Raw genomic sequence first — 18335 nt, 5'->3', positions numbered from 1 at the left:
TCAGTCCGAGAAGATCTCGCGGTTGACCGAATGCAGATACGGGATCGCCAAGAACGGTGTGATGTAGAAGATGTCGTAGAGCCACCAGCCGACGACGGGAAGGACGACACCGGCGAACCGCACGTCGGCGTACATCGTCATGTTGAACACGTAGAGACACCAGATCACAATGCCCATCCAGCAGGTGATGATCATCCACTGGTGCCCCCAGCGTTTCATCTGTAGAAATCCGATGGCCGCGGCGATGCGCATGGTGAAGACGGTGAGGATCATGCCCACTTCCATCGCCTTCTCACCCGGGCCTGCGGCCCCGCCGAGCCAGAGTTCGTTGTAGTGCCAGAAGTAGCCGGCGTCGAACATCGCGCCCCAGCCGTTCAACAGGATTCGGGCAAGGATCGTGTGGTTGGCGACCAGGTCGAGCGCCCAGCCGACGGTGTTGATCGCGGCATCGATGATGACCAGGTAGCCGATGAGAGTGACCAGCATGGGGCGCACCGACAATCCGTTGCGCTGCGCCTTGCGCAGTAGCCACACCCCACGCAAAAACAAGGGGAGGCCGAAGATGCCCAGTGCCGCGGTGCCGATCAGCAGGCTGCCGGAAATGAGCCACTTGTCGGCCTGGCGCTGCGCGCGCTGGGATTCCGCCATGTGCTCGTCGAGCCCGCTCGCCGATGCCCGCCGCGGGGGATCGCTACTGCGACGACGGCCCAGGTTCAGCGTCGGCAGGTTCATGCTTGCTGACTATAGTCAGCGTCAAGATTGAGTCAATAGGCATCTTACTGGCGGCCGAGCAGACACAAAATCGCGTAATTATGGCGGATAACATGCGAGTTTGTGTCTGCTCGCGGAACTGCTGCACGCTTCTTTGTTGACTTGGGTCAGACAGTGCCGTTAGATGGGCTCACCTCGACGAGGAGGAACCCATGATCGTTCGCGACAGACGGTTTACAGGGAAGCCTTGACTTGTTACCCGGGTCGCTGGAGAAGATGAAAGAGGCGACGCCCTTGCATCGCCTGGGCGACGTCGAGGACCTCGGGAGGTTGTGCGTGTATCTGTCCACGCGCGACTGCTATGCCACCAACGCAATCTTCCACGTGGACGGCGGCATCGACTCGAACAATTCGCCGCTGCCCATCCCCGACTATTGAGTAAAGCGGTGTCGAGTGCGCAGAGTGGTTCAGTTCTCCACGGGCAATGTCGGGAGACACTCACTACGGGCGGTGATCGGACGTCCGGATCTGGAACTGGTCGGCGTGCACGCCGCCGGCCCGGCCAAGATCGGCCGCGACGCCGCGGAGCTGTGCGGAATGACGGAGCCCACGGGTGTGGTCGCGACTGACGACCTCGACGCGCTGATCGCGCTGTCACCGGACTGCGTGGTCTACACCGCACTGGGGGAGACGCGCCCGATGGAGGCGATCGAGCAGATGTCGCGCTTCCTCGCCGCCGGGATCAATGTGGTCGGCACCTCGATGGTGTGGTTGGTGACGCCGCATCAGGCCGATCCCTGGCTACGGGATCCGCTGGAGCAGGCCTGCGCGGCCGGCAACTCGTCGCTGTATGTCAACGGCATCGACCCCGGCTACTCCGGAGACACCGCGGTGCATGCCGCGCTGAGCCTGGTCACCCGCGCCGAATCGGTGACGGTGCAGGAGATCTTCGACTACGGCAACTACGACGACTACGAATACACCGGCACCGCCATGGGTTTCGGCACCACGCCCGATGACGAGCTGCCGATGGCGTTCCAGCCCGGGGTCATCACCTCGATGTTCGGCGGGCTGGTGCGCAGCCTCGCCGGCCACCTCGGCGTCGAATTGGACGAGGTGCGTCAGCGGTACGAGCCCTGGTACACCCCGGAGCGGATCGAGTGCACGATGATGACGGTCGAGCCGGGGCAGCTCGCGGGCGTACGGTTCGCCGCCGAAGGGGTTCGGGTCGGCGTGCCGCTGATCACCGTCGAGCACACCACCCGGTTGACACCGGCGGCCGCACCCGACTGGGAATATCCGCCGGAGGGGCTGAGCGGGGTGCACAAGGTCATCGTCGAGGGCGAGCCACGCGTCGAGGTGAGCACCCACCTGTCCCACCCGGTGCTCGACGTCACCGATGCCGGCTGCGTGTCGACGGCGGCCCGGGCGGTCAACGCGATCGACTGGGTGTGCCGCGCTCCGGCCGGCCTCGTCGCGGTCGAGGACATCCCGCCCACGGAGATGATCCGTGGCCTGATGTGGTGACCGCGGACCGTCGGGAGAATTTCTGCATGTAAGGACTCCGGCCGGACTTTAGGCTGGTTGGATGGTGGGCGGGTACGACGTCTGGCGTCTCTCGGAGACGTGGCGGATCCGCTTTGCCTATTTCGAGACCTACGGTCCGGTGGGATCCAGCCCCGAGGGTAAGCAGGCCTACCGCGCGCTGAGCCTGTGGGACAAGGCCCGCATCGCGACCAATCCGTTCGCGTTGCTGTTCGGACCGATCTACTTCTTCGTCAAAGGCATGTGGCGCAAGGGGTTGACGCTGTTGCTGCTGGCGGTGGCGCCGGCGGCGGTGATCGTCGTCGTCAGGCCGGGGGGCGTGGTCGAGTGGGTGCTCGCGCTGATCGTGCCGGTGCTGGCGATGATCGCCGCCAATTACGCCTATTTCCTCCATGTGGTCGAGCACAGCCGGTCGTGGAATCCGTGGGAGGGCAGTGTCGGACGCCGCTGAGGCGCCGCGTCACAGCCGGTGTCGGCGCCGGATACCGTCGAAGCGTTCGTGCAGCTGACGGGCCCGCTGGGACGGGGTGGTCCTGGCGGTGTCCGCGGGAAGCGCGCCGGCCAGCTCCGATCGTCCGACCAGCCGGGTTTCCAGCACCGCCGGTGCCCCGGCCAGCATGTGCCGGTAGGTAAGGTTCCCCCGCTCGAATCCCTGTGTGTCCAGCCAGTTGTGGACACCGGGATCGTCATGGGCCATCACGATGCGGAACCGGCCGTCGCCGTCCACCGCGGCACGGCTCGGGGTGTAGCTCACGGGGCGGTACAGGTAGTCCATGCTGGTGAAGAACACGCCCATGTTGGTCAGATTCCACAGGCCCTCGTGCGCGTCGAACTCGATGATCAACGCGTCGTCGGCGCCGAGCTCCCAGTACATGTTCGCCGCCGCGCGGCCGCGTCGGGCGTCGCCCTCGGAGGTCTGCAGGCCGGGAAACCGGTTCGGCCGGTCGGCGTCCACCCCGCCGTGGGTGAACGGGAACTCCGGCCAGTCGGACATCACCCCGCTGAGGAAGTCAGCCGCCCATTCGATCGCGGGTACCAGCTCGGCGACCGTCGGCACCGGCCGCGGGGACCGCATGCCGACCCGTTCGATGTGCAGTTCGGCCGGGCGTTCGTCCCACCCGTCGAAACCTTGACGGATGAACAGCTTCCGGGAGTCGCCGGTGGTGGGCAGCCAGTTCGGGCCCCGGCGCGGTCCGCCCACGTAGAGCACGAAATCACCGTCGGGCGTGGTGGTCAGCTGATCACCGGACAGGTTCGTCTCGGGAACGTCTCCGAACGGTTCGTGCAGTACGCCGGGTCCGGCCGGGCGAGCTCCCTGGACGGTGATGTTGAAAAACGGTGCCGTGCCGCGGTTCCCGCTGAGCCGGTAGACGTGGGAGCCGCCGATCCACGCCTGGTGATAGGCGAAGTCAGCGCAGTCACCGCCGAGCTTGCGCAGCGGAGTGCTGAACGCGTGCACGACCGGGTACCGCGGATCGGCGGTCTCCAGCGCTAGGTCAAAAGCCTGACCCAGGTTCTGGGTCAACGCGCGCATCGCGTCGGCGCGCTGGACGCTGGTTGCGGCGTTGTAATCCTTGAACACCTGATCGCCGGCGCTGCGCAGCCGGTCGCAGAACGATGTCCACGCCGCGCGCAGCGCCGCGTCGTCGGGTCCGTCACCGAACGCCATCAGGCCCCGGCCCGGGTGAGCATGTCCGAAACCACCGTGCAGGCCCGGCGGGCGGCGGCCTCGCGGCCTTCCCGGTCGATGCGCGGACCGATCAGCTCGAGGTCGAAACCGTGGGAGTAGCCGGCGCCGATCACCTGAGAGATCAGTGGTTGGAGGGGGATCGCGCCGTCGCCCGGTACCGCGCGCGCGGGCAGCGCCCGATCGCCCAGCACGTAGTCGCTCAGCTGTATCAGGCACACGCGGGGTAGGGCGCGCTGCACGAGGGTGGGCAGATCGGCTTCGGCCCAGCAGTGGAAGACGTCGAGGCAGATACCGAGGTCGCCCATCTGGGCGAGCGTGCTGGTGTCGCGCAACGAGTGGGCGATGTGGATGTCGGCGTACAGGCTCGACGCGTTCTCGATCGCCACCTTGACGCCCGCCTCGCGGGCCCGCGCCCGGGACGGGGCCACGGCCGCGCAGAACGCTTCGGCGGCATCGCGCCAGTTCAACGGTCCACGGCCGCCGGTGAGGAGGTAGATCATGCGGGCGTCGACTGCGGCCGCAGCGTCCACGACACGGTCGAGCGCGTCACGGGCGCCGCGGACGTCGGCCGGTGCGACCGGGATCCGGCCTTCGCCGAACAGGTGATAGACGGCATGGGTGCGGTAACCGTGCCTGGCCGTAAGGGTGGGCAGCTCCGGGTCCAGCAGTTGAGTGTCGGTGAGGCTCAACGTTTTCAGGTCCAGACGCTGCCAGCACTCATGAAGTTCGGACAGCGGTGCGCCGTGGAATGTGACGCTGTGAACCGAGACGCGTTCGTGCACGGTCGAATCCTCAGTCCCGTCGTTCGATCTCGGCGCCGAACCGCTCCCGGTACGGCCGGAACTCCTCGTGCAGCGCCTCGAGGTCCTCGTCGATGTCGGTCAACACCGAGGTGGAGTAGCGGAACTTGCCGTGGCGGTCGCCCGGGTTGTGGGCCAGATAGTCGCGCATCGCGGTCTCGGCGTCGGCGGTCAGCTCGCGACCGCAGAACGCGTAATAGCGGGCGACGGTGCCGACCTGGTCGGCGACGAAGTCGGTGTAACGCACGTGCTGGATGCGAGGGTCGTCGACGAGCGGATGGCTCATGGTATTGGCGATGCTGGCCCGGGTGAGCTCCAGATGCAATGCGGCCGCCGCCTTCAGGTCGACCGGTCCGACGATGCCTTCGAGGATGTCGGCCATCATCATCGTGCGCGACGCCGCGACCTGGACGGGGTCACGGTGTAGCCACAGCAGCGACGCGTCAGGGTAGGCGGCGAAGAACTCGGTGAGTCGGAACCCATGAAAACCCTTGCACACCCAGTATTTCGGTGGCCGGAGGTACTGGCACTGCTGCAGCATCGCTTTGTGGATGCGGTACTGCGCCGCCGCGTCGGTGGGCAGTCCGCCGACCACCGTCTGCATCGGCACCCGCCACCACGCGGTCGGCGTCATCACCCGGAAGTCGAATGCCCAGGTGCGTTCGTCCTCGGGCAGTCCCGCGCCGAGCATGTCGTTGTACGGATGGCTGTGCAGCCACTTCGGCATCGTGGCGTTGATCTCGCGCCAGTCGGCGTCGGCGCGGGCAGGCCGCGGATCGTCGGCTACGGCGAGTCCCGGTGGCGGTGAGGGATACATCACCTCCCAGAACCGCAGGGCGCGGGCGTGCGGGTCGACTGAGAGCAGCGCGTGCATCAGCGTGGTGCCCGAACGCGGTTCGCCGGTCACGAACATCGGCCGGTCGATGATCTCCGCGTCGATCGGGTATTGCGTCCGGTCGGCGAAGAACTCCAGCCGGGTGGTCAGCAGCCAGTGGCACACCTCGGCAGCCCGGGCGGTCCCGTCGGCGTCCATGCCGACCCCGTTGAGCAGGTCGACGGCTGCTGCGAACCTTTGCGGCAGCGTCGGATCGCCGTAGTCGTGCAGACCGGTGGCGGTCTCGGCCTGCCGCAGCAGCCGGGCCGCGTCGAGTGTGGCGATCACGCTGTCACTCCGCAGAGTCGCAGCAGTTCGTCCTCGGCGGCCCTGACCCTGTCGGCAGATGTTGCGGCATAACGTAATCCGCCCATCGCGCCGTAGTCCATGATCTTGGGCACACGCAGTCCGGCGTCGACGAACTCCTTCACTCGCCGGGCGACCTGCTGCGGGGTGCCATGCGGGACCACGGCCAGAATCGCCTCGGGTTCCACCCGGCCGAGGAAGTCGACGATGCGTTCGCGGGTCATGGTGGCGGGATCGATGTCGTGAAAGCCGTGCCAGTCGTCACCCATCGGATGCGCATACCCGAACGCGCGCAGGGTCTGGGCCGGCACCTGCAGCAGAAATGCTCTCACCAGCGGCGCTTCCAGAATCTCGGCCAGCATGGCGTCGTCATCGGCGATCAGGCACACCTGGATGTAGCACGGGGTGACGGCCATCGGGTCGCGCCCGGCCCGCTCGGCTGCGCTGCGCACCTCGGCCAGCATGCCCGCGTAGTGATCGGGGGTCCAAGCGCCGGCGGGCCACCAGCCGTCGGCGTACCGGCCGACGATGTCGAGCATCCGGGGACCGCTTGCGCCGATCCAGATCTGGGGGAAGCGCCCGTCGTACGTTTCGGTGTCCAACCGCGCACCGCGCAAGCGAAAGTACCGTCCGGTGAAATCGACGGGCCGTCGGACTCCCACAGCAATCGGATGACGTGCAGCGCCTCTTCGAACCGGCTCACCGGCCGGGCGAAATCGAACCCGTACGGCACGATGTTCTCGGCCTCGCCGCTGCCCAGGCCGAGGATGAACCGTCCGCCGGAGAGGTGGTCGATGGTCAGCGCCGACTGGGCGAGCGAGGCCGGGTGGCGGCGGACGGTGTCGACGACCGAGGTGGCCAGCGGGGTGCGCTCGGTCAGCACCGCGGCAGCCGCCGCGACCGCCATCCCGTCGAGGTGACGGTGCGGGGAGGGCGATGTGGTCGCGAGATCGGTGAACTCGGGTGTCCAGATGGAATCGGGCCAGAAGCTGACCATGTGGTCGGGCAGCCAGATCGAGTGGTAGCGGCCGCTGTCGAGCCGGTCCAGCACCGACATGTCCAGAGGCAGCGTGGTGCGCAGGAACGCCGCCGGCTGCACCGTTGCACTGCTGGGCACTCGCTCAGCATAGGGTGCGGGGGTGCGGTGGGGCGGTGATTGCGCGATTTGACCCGTCAGCGCGCCGCGCGTGCGATAGCGGCGACCAGATCTTCCCGCGCCTGTGGCCGCCCGAAGTAATAGCCCTGCGCCAACGGGCATCCCATGGTCCGAAGCAGGTCGGCCTGATGCCGGGTCTCCACGCCCTCGGCGACGATCGGCAGATCGAGCGCATAGGCGAGGCTGGCGACAGCCTGGAGCAGCGGCGGCGGAGAGGGTGCCGACGTGATCGACGCGATGAAGGACGCGTCGAGCTTGAGCAGGTCGGTGGGCAGTTTCTGCAGCCTGCTCAGCGACGAGTAGCCGGTGCCGAAATCGTCGATGGCGATCCGGATCCCGTGCCGCCTGAGCTCACGCAGCGCGTTGATCGACGACGGCCGGTCGACATCGAGCACACTCTCGGTGACCTCCAGCACCAGCTGCTCGGCGGGCCAGCCCGTCTCGGCGAGCGTCTCGGCGACCCGTGCCACGTACCCCGGCTCGACCAGCTCGAGGCCGGATACGTTCACGCTCAGCGCCAGTCGCAGACCGGACCGCTGCTGCATCCAGCGTGCGTCCAGACACGCGCGGCGAAGCACATACAGGTCGAGGACGCCGATTAGGCCGTTGTCCTCGGCCACCCGGACGACCTCGCCGGCGTGCAGTTCGGATCCGAGCGCCGGCGACCACCGCAACAACGCCTCGACACCCACGACGGTGTCGTCGTCGATCAGCCGGACGACGGGTTGGTAGTGGACGTCGATGGTCTGTGCGGCCAGTGCGTCGTTGAGTTGCAGGGCGAGCGGGGGCAGCCTCGCGGATTCGAGCATCGTGCGGTTACGCCCGATCGAACGCGCCCGGCGCAGCGCCGCGTCGGCACGTTCGATGACCGGGGAGGCTGATTCCCCGTGCTCCCAAGCGCTGACGCCCGCCGAGAATTCGCGCGAGCATCCAGTGCGCAGCAGCTCGGTCAGCTCGAACGCGTCCTGCTCGGTCATGGCCGGAAGCAGCAACGCGAACTCGTTGTCCCCGCGCCGGGCGAAGATCTGGCCGCGGCCCAGCATGCCGCGCCACGAGTCGATGAGCTGGTGGATCAGCGCGTCACCGGCGCGGTCGCCGAACTCTTCGTGCAGCGCGGTGTGCGCGTCGACGGACATCAGGACGATCGCAGGTCCGTGCCCGGTGACGAGGGCGCGGTTGATCTCGGCGTTCACAGCCCGGTCGAACCCGCGGCGATTGGGCAGACCGGTGACCTCGTCCAGTTCGGCCTTCGACACGATGCGCCCGAGGATCGCGATCAGGGTTCCGATCGCAGCGGCGGTGACGGAGGTGACCACCCCCGTCCACCAGGGCACCGTCGGAGCGATGGCCAGTGCGGTCAGACAGCAGGCGATCGCCACCGCGAGGTACACCACGGCGGTGGGCCAGGCGACGAAGAAGGCCGCACAGGCGACGAACACGTACAGGGTTGCGAACGACACCGCGACGGGGCCCGTCGAGCCGGTGACGGACACGGTGATCAGTGCGATCGCGGTCAGCACGAGCAGATGGAACTGTCGCACGCTCAGGCGCCGCCCGATCAGCAGGACGCAGATCCCGACGAACACAGCGACGGCGGCGTTGCGAAACTGCACCTCGGTGCTGCGGAAGTGGTCCGGCGCCACGGTCGTGACGAGCGCGACGAGCAGGCCGCCCACCAGGAAGCACGCGCCCGCCGTGCGGGCCATCAGAGTTGGTGTCGCGACGCCCGGCCACATTCGCGCGCGACTTACGGCGGCCCGACCGGCCCGCACCCACCCCACGCCGACATCCTAGCCCGGCAAACCCCTTCTCCCCGGGCTTCCGGCGCGAACCCGGATTGACGCAAACGTCAATCCGCAGGCGTGGCGACGTGGTGGACGTCAGTGACCGGCAGTTGAAGCACCTGGCCGGCGACGATCACGTTCGGGTTGGTGATCACGGCGCCGTTCATGCTGAAGATGTCTGGCCACCGTTCCGCGTCGCCGAGATGCGTCTTGGCGAGTCCGGACAGCGTGTCGCCGGGTTTGACGATGATGAAGCGCAGCTGGGGAACGGGAGGCGGCCCGCTCGGAAGGATCAGGCGCATCCCCGGGAAGATCTGATCGAACCTGCGGACGACGGTGCGGTTGGCGGCGAAGATCTCCGGCCAGCGGGCGCCGTCGCCCAGGTGCTGCTCGGCGATGTCGAACAAGGTGTCCCCGGGCGCGACGACATAGATGTGCGCCGGTGGCGGGGTGTCCAGCACACCGGCGAAGCGCAGCAGATCGGCGAGCTCGAACCTGGCGGGCTGAGCCGACGGCAGCGAGGCCTGCCATCCGGGAACGCGCAGGATCGAGTCCTCGCTGCGGCGCACCAGGCCGATGATGACCTCGGCGACGATCGTGCTGCCGACGGGCCCGAGGCGTTCGCCTCCGGCACAGATCTGTGCCTCGGCCAGCACGTAGTACCACAGCGGTGTGCGCTCCAGGAAGCCGCCGGCAGTGAGCACATCGCGCTGTGCCCGGCCGGCGGCGTGGTCGCGGAGTTCGGCCGGCGTGAGCTTGCGCACCCCGAGCAGCTCCGCCACCGCCTGCCCGGTGGGCATGCGCATCCGGTAGCCGCGGAGCAGATTGCGCACCGACAGCATGGCGGCCAGATCGACCTCGGGCGCACCGTCAACCTGCCGCAGCCGGAACAGCGCGCGGTTGAGCGCCGACAAACGGGTGTCGAACAGGCGGGCCTTACCGCCCGTGCCCGGGTCACCGATGATGTTCTGCCACTCGATGATCCAGTGCTCCGGCAGCGTGTCGAAATCCCCGAGTTGGCCGGACAGCGCGGTGAATGTGAACAGCAGATCCAGGCCGGCCGGTATCCGGCCCTCACCCGGGGTGAGGTTGAAATTCAGATTGAAATCGTAGTCGGCGCGAACCATGGTGTGGCCGAATCGGTATGCCGCAACGCTGAATTCGAGGGGCAGGAAGAACGGTTCGGACAGCGCGTCATACCAGCGGTTGCCATTGGTGACGATGTCGTCGACGACCGCGGTATCGGCGATCCTGGGAAGGAAGTCGTGGACGACGATGTGCTGGTAGTGCTGGCGCAGGATCCGCCGGGCCTGGTGAAAGTCGTGCCCTTCGTGGACGAGCCGGTTGTGCGCCTTGAGGAACGCGACCTGCAACTGCGAGATGATCGTGTTCTCGTCGTTGCGGGGGTCTCCGATGAGCGCGGCGCGGTCGTGCTCGGCGTCGGCGCTGCGTCCCTCCCGCGGCACGTCGTTGTCGTCACTCTTGCCGGGTGGACGGCGGAACGGGATGCGCGTGTCGTCCTGGACCTCACTGACCCGGCCGAGCAGAAGTCTGTCGGGGTCGGTCGGGTGGTGGGGAATCGGTTGTGTGCCGGTCCCGTAGACGCTGTCGAGATCCAGTGTCGCGGTGCGTCGGTTCCTGATCAGCGTGCGCGCCTGCGCCGCGGTGAGCGGCCGCATATCGTCGTCGAGGATGTCGCCGAAGCGGTCGTCGCCGGCCGCCGCGCCGTCGGCGACCTCCAAGGTGATGTCGTGGTCGACGAACTGCCCGAAGTAGGTGTACGCGGCGGGAATCGAGGAGTTGGCCACGTCGTTGCCGCTGTCGTCGACCATCGTCTTACCCAGGCTCCGCAGGTCCGCGATGATCGTGGCGGTGTCCGGGAGCAGCGCGCTCGGATCCGACTGCAGGTCCGAGAACAGATAGTCGAAATTGCCGAGGTCCGGTTCGGCGCCGGGCAGCAGGGAGTGGGCGGCGTCGGCCTGGTCGGTGTCGGTGTCGGCGTCGGTGACGACCTTGCCGTGCGACATTCTGGGCATTGTGCGGACTCCTCCAGGTGGGCGATACGTCGAGCCCCACATTCACGCCCCCGGCCGGTGGCGGCGAGCGTAGTCCGCTACGCGATCTCGGCGTGACGCCCCGCGTTAGCTCACGTAGCCGGCGCGGGCTCAGCCCAGGCGGGCCCGCAGCTCGCGCTTGAGCACCTTGCCGTAACTGTTCTTCGGCAGCTCGTCGACGAATTCGTAGCGCTTCGGCCGTTTGAACCGCGCGATGCGCTCGAGCAGGTGGCCATCCAATTCGGCCGCCGAGACGTCGCCGACGACGAATGCGACCACCACCTCGCCCCACTCCTCGTCCGGGGCGCCCACCACGCCGGCCTCGACGACGGCGGGGTGTTTCAGCAAGACCTCTTCGACCTCGCGCGGATAGATGTTGCTGCCACCGCTGATCACGACGTCCTTGGACCGGTCCCGCAACGTGAGGAAACCGTGCTCGTCGAACGAACCCATGTCCCCGGTGCGCAGCCAACCGTCCTGAAGAGTCGACGCGGTGGCCTCGGGGTTCCTCCAGTAGCCCGACATCACCACGTCTCCGCGGCACACGATCTCACCGATCTCACCGGCGTCGGCGCGCTCGCCGTCCGGTCCCAGCACCGCGACGTCGACCCCTGAGCGCGCGTACCCGACCGAGCCGAGCACGGCGTCGGGGGCCCATCCGTCACCGGCGAGGTGGTCGCGCCGGCGCAGTCCGGTGATCGTCATCGGCGCCTCGCCCTGTCCGTACAGCTGCACGAAGACGGGGCCGAACGCCGCCATCGCCTTCTTCAGGCTGTCGACGTACATGGGCCCGCCGCCGTAGACGAGGGTTTTCAGGTTCGCCGGGCGCGCACGGCCGGTCTGCACCAGCCGGGCCACCATGGTCGGCGCCAGGAACGCGCTGGCGCCTGGATGCTGCTCGCACAGGTCGAGGAATTCGTCGGGGTCGAACGCACCCGAGGCGGGCACCACCTGGCGTGCCCCCCGAGAAACGTACGGCGGCACATACAGACCCGAACCGTGCGACATCGGGGCGCCGTGGATCAGGCTGCAGTTCTGGTCGGGGGAGTCGAAGTCCGCCAGATGTGACACGGTCATCGCCATCAGATTCCGGTGCGACAGCATTGCGCCCTTGGAGCGCCCCGTGGTGCCGCTGGTGTAGAACAACCACGCCAAATGGGCCGGATCGGTGTGCCGAGGCGGTGCCAGCGTCTCACCGATGCAACGGCTCTCGTATTCGGGCGAGTCGATCGTCTCCAACCGGGTAGATGTCACCGGTGCGAGTTGGGCGCCGATCTTGGCCGACACGAAGGCCAGGGTCGCCCCGGAGTCGGTGAGAATCTGCTCCATCTCGCGGGGGTGGAGCTTGTAGTTGAGCGGTACGAGCACGCATTCTGCCGCCCAGATCGCGAACATCAACTCGATCATGCGCGGGTGGTTCTCGCCGGCCACCGCGACGCGGGCGCCGGGACCGAGAGCCCGCAACGAGTTGGCGAGCCGTAAGGCTCTGTCCCGCAGCGACGCCCAGGTTTCGATTTGGCGCTCACCGTGGTACACCGCGCCGCGGTCGCCGTGACGTGCCGCGGTCTGGTCGAGCAGGGCGAACAGGTTCATGACGGAGAACCGTCCGGAACCCACCGGGCGTTGAGTGCGAAGTCGGACAGGTACTTGGTCGAACTCCAGCCGCCGTCGACCACGATCGTCTGCCCGTTGATGAAGCTGCCGCCCTCCGAGCACAGGAACGCCACGGTGGCGGCGACGTCCTCGACCCGGCCGAGGCGCTGATGAGGGGTCATCTCGGTGTTGATCTTGCGGAAGCGCTCGTCCTCCAGCCTGGTCGCCACCATCGGCGTCAACGTGACGCCGGGCGCAACGGCGTTGCACCGGATTCCCTGTGCGCCGTACTGGCAGGCGATATGAGTGGTCAGTGCCGTCAAACCGCCCTTGGCGGCCGAGTACGCACCGCCGCGCAGGCCGCCCACCACGGCGAACGTCGACGTCACGTTGATGATCGCCGAGCCAGGTTGCATGTGCCCGATCACGTCGCGGGCCAGCCGGAACGGGGCCCGCAGCATGATGCCGAGAAACCGGTCCAAGGTTTCGTCGTCGGTCTCGTGCAGCGGCTTCGGACTGCCGATCCCAGCGTTGTTGACCAGGAAATCGATTCGGCCCCAACGCTCCAGCGCCGCGGACACGATACGCTGCGGCGCGTCGTCCTCGGTCAGGTCGACCGCCAGCGTCGCGATCCGGCCCGGTTCCGGGGCGGCCTTCTCCAGCTCGGCGAGCCGTCCCCGGTCGCGTCCGGTGCCCAGCACCGCCATCCCGTGCTCGGCAAGGGTCGTCGCGCAACTGAACCCGATACCGCTGCTGGCGCCGGTGACGATCGCTACCTGCATGTCGATGACTCCTTCGCCAGGTCGGCTCTGATCATGTGCTTGAGCACCTTGCCCGCATCGTTCTTCGGTAGCGCGTCGACGAGCACCACCTCCTCGGGCACCTTGAACTTCGCGACACCCCGGGCGATGAGGAACTCGTACAAGTCTGTGACGTCCGGCCCCGTCGGCCCGGCGGCGACGATCACCGCACAGGCTCGCTCTCCGGTCCGCGCGTCGGGGACACCGACGACCGCGATCTCCGCGATGCGGGGATGGGTGACGAGGATGTCCTCGACCTCCTTGGGCGAGATGTTCTCGCCGTTGCGGATGATGATGTCCTTGGCCCTGCCGGTGACCACCAGATGACCGTCGTCGGTGAGGTGGCCCAGATCGCCGGTGCGGAAATAGCCGTCGTCGTCGAAGCAGTCGCGGGTGTCCTCGGCGTGCAGATATCCGGTCAGCATCTGCGGGCCGCGCGCCCGGATCTCACCGTCGACCAGCCTGATGCTGGCGATGCCCGGGCGGCCGTCGGTATCGGCGGCCCGGTCGAGGTCGTCGAGCGATCCCACCGTAGTCACCGGCACTTCGGTGGACCCGTACACCCGGCTCACCGCGGCGTCGGCGAAATAGGCGGCTGCGCGGCGGATCAGCGACGGCGGCACCGACGCCCCGCCGCAGATGAACACCTTCAGATCCGGAAGCCTGGTGTCGGCGCGCTCGGCGGCGGCCAACAAACCGTGCAGGAACGGCGTCGCGCCGGCCATGTGGGTGCACCGGTGTTCGAGCATGAGCGCCACCGCGGCATCGGGATCCCATCGTTGCATCAGCACCGCCTGCGTACCGAGCAGCAGAGGGCACTCGAACGCGTAGATCGAGCCGCCGATGTGGGCGATCGGCGACGGCACCAGGAACGTGTCGCCCGGTGCGATGCGCCAGTAGCTGCCCAGCTGTGAGATCAGTGCCGCGATCGACTCGTCGCTGTGCAGTACACCTTTCGGGCGGCCGGTGGTGCCGGAGGTGTACATGATCATCCGGGTGGCGGTCGGGTCCGGCTCCGGCAGTGCCGGCTGTCCTCCCATGGCCGGCTCGGTCGGCTCTGCCAACAGGTCGGTGATTGACAGCCCTCCCGCCTCCCCGCGGACGAGCACGACCTCCGGCGGTGACGGCAGGCCGGCGACCACACGATCGAGCATCGCGGCGTAGTCATGTCCCCCGAAGGACTGCGGGATGAAGATCGCGCGGCTGTCGGAGTCGGCGAGGATGAACGACAGCTCCCGGTCGCGCAGCGACGGCAGGATCGGATTGACGACCATGCCGGCCAGTGTGGCTCCGAGGTAGATGATCGCGGCCTCATGCCAGTTAGGCACCGAGAACGAGACCACGCTGCCCACCGGCATACGACGGTGCAGGGCGTGCGCCAATGCCGTTGCCTTCTCCGACAACTCGGCGCACGTCAGCGACGCCGTGCCGTCCCGCACCAAGATCCGGCCCGGGGTGTCGCAAGCGGCGGCGCGCAGCGCGTCGGCCAGGGTGCCACTCACCGTGCGTCCCGACTCAGGTCTGATCGTGCGTCCCGACTCAGGTCTGATTGTGCGTCCCGACTCAGGTCTGATTGTGCGTCCCGACTCAGGTCTGATCGTGCGTCCCGCACGCGGCGCATCGTCATCGCGTGCCGGAACCTCGACGACGGATGCGTGTTCACGGTGACCTGAGCGATCTCGCCGTCGGAGGTGGTGTAGCTGCGCTGCATCTGCAGCGCGGCAGTACCGGGCTCGGTCTGCAACCGGGCGGCGAGGTCGATGTCGAGCACCACTGCCGAGATCTCTTGGTGCACCTCGACGATGCTGACACCGAACAGGTCCTCAAGGAGCGGGAAGATCGGCCCGGTATGGCGGTGCAGCAGCCTGCCCACCGCGGCGAAACTGCGGTTGATGAAGTACTCGGTCCGGCAGATCGGCGCGGTCTGGTCGTCGGCGCGGCGATACCCGGTGACCGCCAGCCACTGCGACCCCGGCGCCAGCCCGGTCCGGGAGGCCAGCGCGTCGTCGACGGTGACCATCGCGTTGGTCTCGATGGCGAAGCGCGCGCCCTGGGCGAAGGCCAGCAGGTCGTCGATCGACACCACATCCTGGGCGTACGAGTTCGTGCTGGGGCGGGGGACCACCAGAGTGCCGGCGCGGGGCCGTGATTCGACGAGATTGTCGTCCCGCAGCCGGCGCAGCGCCTCACGGATGGTGTAGCGGCTGACGGCGAAGCGCTCGCACAGTTCGTGTTCGGTGGGCAGTTGCGAACCCACCGGGAAGACGCCGTCGACGATTTCCTTGCGCAGTGTGCGCGCCACCTGCAGGTAGCGGTGATCACCGGCGGTGGCGGTCATTTCGGCTCCTCGCGCAACCGCTCGTCGGTCATATCGGCTCCTCGCGCAAGCGCTCGTCGGTCATATCGGCTCCTCGCGCAAGCGCTCGTCGGTCATAACCGGGCAATCGCCAGCACGCTGCCATCGCCGTCAGCCGACACGTACAGCGTGCCGTCGGGCCCGGACGTCACCCCGGCGAACGGTCCCTGCGGACCGGAGAACGGCGGCATGCCTTTGAGCGGTTTGGGTTCGACTCCCGGCGGCGCGCCGACGGCGAGCCCCGCGGCCACCGTGGTACGGGCTTTGGTGGACAGGTCGAACTCGACGAGCTCCTTGGCGCCGGCGTCGACGATGTAGAGCCTGCCGTTGCACACGTGGATCCCCTGTGGACGTTGTAGGCCGTCGACGACTATGTCGACGCCACCGGAGCCGACGCGCACGATCCGGCCGGCGCCCGACTCGGCCACCAACGGCGCACCGTCGGGGTCGGTGGCCACACCGACGGGTTCCCGTAGTCCGGTTGCCAGCGTCTCGGTGCCGCCTGCGCGCACGGCCAGTACCCGTCCGGTGCCGAGTTCGGCGACCACGATCGTGCCGTCGGTGGCTACGTCGATGCCGTAGAGCTGATCGAAATCCGTGGCCAGGAAGTCGGTTTCGCCGTCAGTGGGGCGGTAACGGGCCACCTGACCGCCGGAGGTGGTGACGACGAACTCGCCCGCGCCGACGGCGGTGACCCCGCGCAGGAACCCGGGATAACCGGCAGAGAACAGCATCCCGACGGTATGGAGCGATCCGTCGGGGCTCACCTGATAGAAGTACGTGCCGTCGGCGACGTAAAGGCGTCCGTCGGCCACTGTCAGGTCCAGCGGCCAGTTCAGGCCGCCGGGCAACAGCGTCGAAGTCCGCCTGTCGGAGTGGATCTCGGTGATCTCCCCGGTGAAGTTCGACACGAACAGCCGCTCACCGACCAAAGTCAGGTTGTCCAGGCCCGGATTCAGCTGCGCAAGAACAGTTCTCTCCCCGCTACGGGGATCGATGCGCAGCACCTGGCCACTGGCCACCTGAGTCGACACGATGAAGCCGTCGGAATCGAATTTCACCGCATCGGGCACCCCGAGGTCCGCGGCCACCCGCTGCGGCTCGCCCCCGTCGGGGTCTACCCGCCAGATCTCGTTGGCCGTCATCAGCGGGTAGTACAGCAGTCCGTCGGGTCCCACCTCCATCGCGTTGGGCGAGGGAAGGTTCTCCAGCAGGACGCGGGGAGCGCCGCCGTCGAGCGGCAGTTCCATCAGCCGGCCGCCGTCGCGGCATTCGCCGATGAACAACCGGCCGCGGTGCACCGTGATCCCGTTCGCGCAGGGCAGGTCGTCGCGCAGCACCCGCGACCGGCCGGTGGTGTCCCGGGCCGAGACCCGGCCGTCCATCACCTCGGTCGCGAACAGGGTGCCGTCGTCGCCGAACGCGACGTCGTCGGGGGCGATGATGTCCCCGCCCTTCGGGCTGACAGTCTCAAGCCGCCCCGACTCGAGGTCCAGCGCGCTGATCTGACTTCCCGTCACCTGGGCCACGTAGACCCGGCCATCGGGGCCGGTGCGCAGGCCGTTCGCGCCGTACAGACGGCTGGGCGCGGTCAGCCTACGGACCTGCCATCCTGCGGCGGTCCACGGTTCGGGCGCGGCGTACCGGGCATTCATGCGATCGGACGTTAGCAAGCGCTGCTAGTCCAGACAATAGGCGCGTAACCAACGCAATCTCGGCCTTGACGCTCACATAATCCCTGCGGAATAGTGTTCTGCAATATGCAGAGCACCATTATTTGTCCGGACAATTGACGTGACGGGAACCGTTCGCCCAGGTATCCCGCTCAGCCTCGACGGCCGGGTCGTCGTCATCTCCGGCGCCGGCGGCGGGGGCATCGGCACCACCGTCACCCGGCTGGCCGCCGAGGCGGGCGCCACGGTCGTCGCGGTCAGCCGTTCCTCGGCCAACCTCGACGAACACGTCGCACCGCTCGCCCAGCAGGGGCTGGCCGTCGTCCCGGTATCCGCCGACGCGTCCACCGATGACGGCATCGCGACCGTGCTCGACACGGTGCGCCGCACCGACGGCCGCCTCTACGGTCTGGTGAACATCGCCGGCGGTGCGGCACCGTCGACCTGGATGCCGTCGACCCGCGTCAGCCGTGACGATTGGCGCGCCCTGTTCGCCGCGAACCTCGAGACCACGTTCTTCATGAGCCAGGCCATCAGTGGCGAGTTGCGCAGCCAGGGCAATCCTGGGTCGATCGTGTCGGTGTCGTCGATCAGCGGCATGAACACCGCGCCGTTTCACATCGCCTACGGAACGGCCAAAGCAGCGATCGTCGCGATGACCCGGACCATGGCCGTCGAACTCGCGCTCGATGGCATCCGCGTGAACGCGGTGGCGCCCGGGGTCACCGAGACAGCGGCGTCGCGCATGTACGTCGACGAGGATCCCGAACGTGACCGCACCGCGATCGCGATGGGGCGCCGCGGCACCCCGGAGGAGCAGGCCGGCGCGATCCTGTTCCTGCTGTCCGACCTGTCGAGCTACATCACCGGGCAGACGCTGCTCGTCGACGGCGGGCTCAACCTCAAGTGGAGCCACCTCGGCGCCGACAACACGTCGCTGTTCCTCAAGGACGAATCCTTCCGACAAGCCATCAGCCGGCCCTGAAAGGAAGA

General features: G+C 67.8%; 14 protein-coding genes and 2 pseudogenes. 4 read left to right on the top strand and 12 right to left on the bottom strand.

Going from position 1 to position 18335, the window contains the following annotated elements; translation table 11 throughout:
* Complete coding sequence (locus tag ACXMYJ_RS06250; RefSeq protein WP_460354757.1) at positions 1–732, bottom strand: hypothetical protein; 732 nt, start codon at positions 730–732, stop codon at positions 1–3.
* A gap of 195 nt (positions 733–927) precedes the next feature.
* Between ACXMYJ_RS06250 and ACXMYJ_RS06245 the strand changes: the two are divergent.
* The 3 genes and pseudogenes from ACXMYJ_RS06245 to ACXMYJ_RS06235 form a co-directional block, all read left to right on the top strand.
* A pseudogene (locus ACXMYJ_RS06245) lies at positions 928–1149 on the top strand (SDR family NAD(P)-dependent oxidoreductase); the annotation flags it as partial.
* Between the two features lie 15 nt (positions 1150–1164).
* The gene (locus ACXMYJ_RS06240; protein WP_460354755.1) at positions 1165–2238 is read left to right on the top strand and encodes an NAD(P)H-dependent amine dehydrogenase family protein; all 1074 of its coding nucleotides are present in this window, start codon (positions 1165–1167) and stop codon (positions 2236–2238) included.
* Positions 2239–2299: 61 nt separating this feature from the next.
* A complete protein-coding gene (locus ACXMYJ_RS06235; protein WP_443186834.1) occupies positions 2300–2707 on the top strand; it encodes a DUF2628 domain-containing protein in 408 nt (135 codons plus the stop codon).
* 9 nt (positions 2708–2716) lie between these two features.
* Here ACXMYJ_RS06235 and ACXMYJ_RS06230 read toward each other — a convergent pair whose 3' ends face one another.
* The 11 genes and pseudogenes from ACXMYJ_RS06230 to ACXMYJ_RS06180 all read right to left on the bottom strand — a co-directional run bounded on the left by ACXMYJ_RS06230 (position 2717) and on the right by ACXMYJ_RS06180 (position 17324).
* The gene (locus ACXMYJ_RS06230) at positions 2717–3925 is read right to left on the bottom strand and encodes a DUF1214 domain-containing protein (RefSeq protein WP_443186835.1); all 1209 of its coding nucleotides are present in this window, start codon (positions 3923–3925) and stop codon (positions 2717–2719) included.
* Positions 3925–4728 carry a sugar phosphate isomerase/epimerase family protein gene (locus ACXMYJ_RS06225; RefSeq protein WP_460354751.1) on the bottom strand — a complete coding sequence of 268 codons (804 nt, stop codon included), beginning with the start codon at positions 4726–4728 and terminating at the stop codon, positions 3925–3927. Before ACXMYJ_RS06225 ends, ACXMYJ_RS06230 begins: the two co-directional genes overlap by 1 nt.
* A gap of 10 nt (positions 4729–4738) precedes the next feature.
* Positions 4739–5908, bottom strand: coding sequence for a sulfotransferase family protein (locus tag ACXMYJ_RS06220; RefSeq protein ID WP_460354748.1), 1170 nt, complete (start codon positions 5906–5908; stop codon positions 4739–4741).
* Positions 5905–6923: pseudogene (locus ACXMYJ_RS06215) on the bottom strand (LLM class flavin-dependent oxidoreductase). The gene ACXMYJ_RS06220 and the pseudogene ACXMYJ_RS06215 overlap by 4 nt, the downstream one beginning before the upstream one ends.
* Before the next feature lie 176 nt (positions 6924–7099).
* A complete protein-coding gene (locus tag ACXMYJ_RS06210; RefSeq protein WP_460354745.1) occupies positions 7100–8788 on the bottom strand; it encodes a putative bifunctional diguanylate cyclase/phosphodiesterase in 1689 nt (562 codons plus the stop codon).
* 143 nt (positions 8789–8931) lie between these two features.
* A complete protein-coding gene (locus tag ACXMYJ_RS06205) occupies positions 8932–10893 on the bottom strand; it encodes a peroxidase family protein (RefSeq protein ID WP_460354743.1) in 1962 nt (653 codons plus the stop codon).
* Between the two features lie 138 nt (positions 10894–11031).
* Entirely contained in the window at positions 11032–12513 is a 1482-nt protein-coding gene (locus ACXMYJ_RS06200; RefSeq protein WP_460354741.1) for an acyl-CoA synthetase, read from the bottom strand.
* The gene (locus ACXMYJ_RS06195) at positions 12510–13295 is read right to left on the bottom strand and encodes an SDR family NAD(P)-dependent oxidoreductase (RefSeq protein WP_460354739.1); all 786 of its coding nucleotides are present in this window, start codon (positions 13293–13295) and stop codon (positions 12510–12512) included. The genes ACXMYJ_RS06200 and ACXMYJ_RS06195 overlap by 4 nt, the downstream gene beginning before the upstream one ends.
* The gene (locus ACXMYJ_RS06190) at positions 13286–14863 is read right to left on the bottom strand and encodes an AMP-binding protein (RefSeq protein ID WP_460354804.1); all 1578 of its coding nucleotides are present in this window, start codon (positions 14861–14863) and stop codon (positions 13286–13288) included. Before ACXMYJ_RS06190 ends, ACXMYJ_RS06195 begins: the two co-directional genes overlap by 10 nt.
* A complete protein-coding gene (locus tag ACXMYJ_RS06185; RefSeq protein WP_460354736.1) occupies positions 14812–15651 on the bottom strand; it encodes a GntR family transcriptional regulator in 840 nt (279 codons plus the stop codon). The genes ACXMYJ_RS06190 and ACXMYJ_RS06185 overlap by 52 nt, the downstream gene beginning before the upstream one ends.
* A gap of 92 nt (positions 15652–15743) precedes the next feature.
* The gene (locus ACXMYJ_RS06180) at positions 15744–17324 is read right to left on the bottom strand and encodes an SMP-30/gluconolactonase/LRE family protein (protein WP_460354733.1); all 1581 of its coding nucleotides are present in this window, start codon (positions 17322–17324) and stop codon (positions 15744–15746) included.
* 139 nt (positions 17325–17463) lie between these two features.
* On the opposite strand from ACXMYJ_RS06180, the gene ACXMYJ_RS06175 reads away from it, so the two are divergent.
* The gene (locus tag ACXMYJ_RS06175; RefSeq protein ID WP_460354731.1) at positions 17464–18327 is read left to right on the top strand and encodes an SDR family NAD(P)-dependent oxidoreductase; all 864 of its coding nucleotides are present in this window, start codon (positions 17464–17466) and stop codon (positions 18325–18327) included.
* Positions 18328–18335 lie beyond the last annotated feature (8 nt).

Source organism: Mycobacterium sp. ZZG (genome assembly GCF_054786995.1).
Note: the sequence above shows the minus strand (reverse complement) of the source record. Positions and strands in the feature narration are given on the sequence as shown.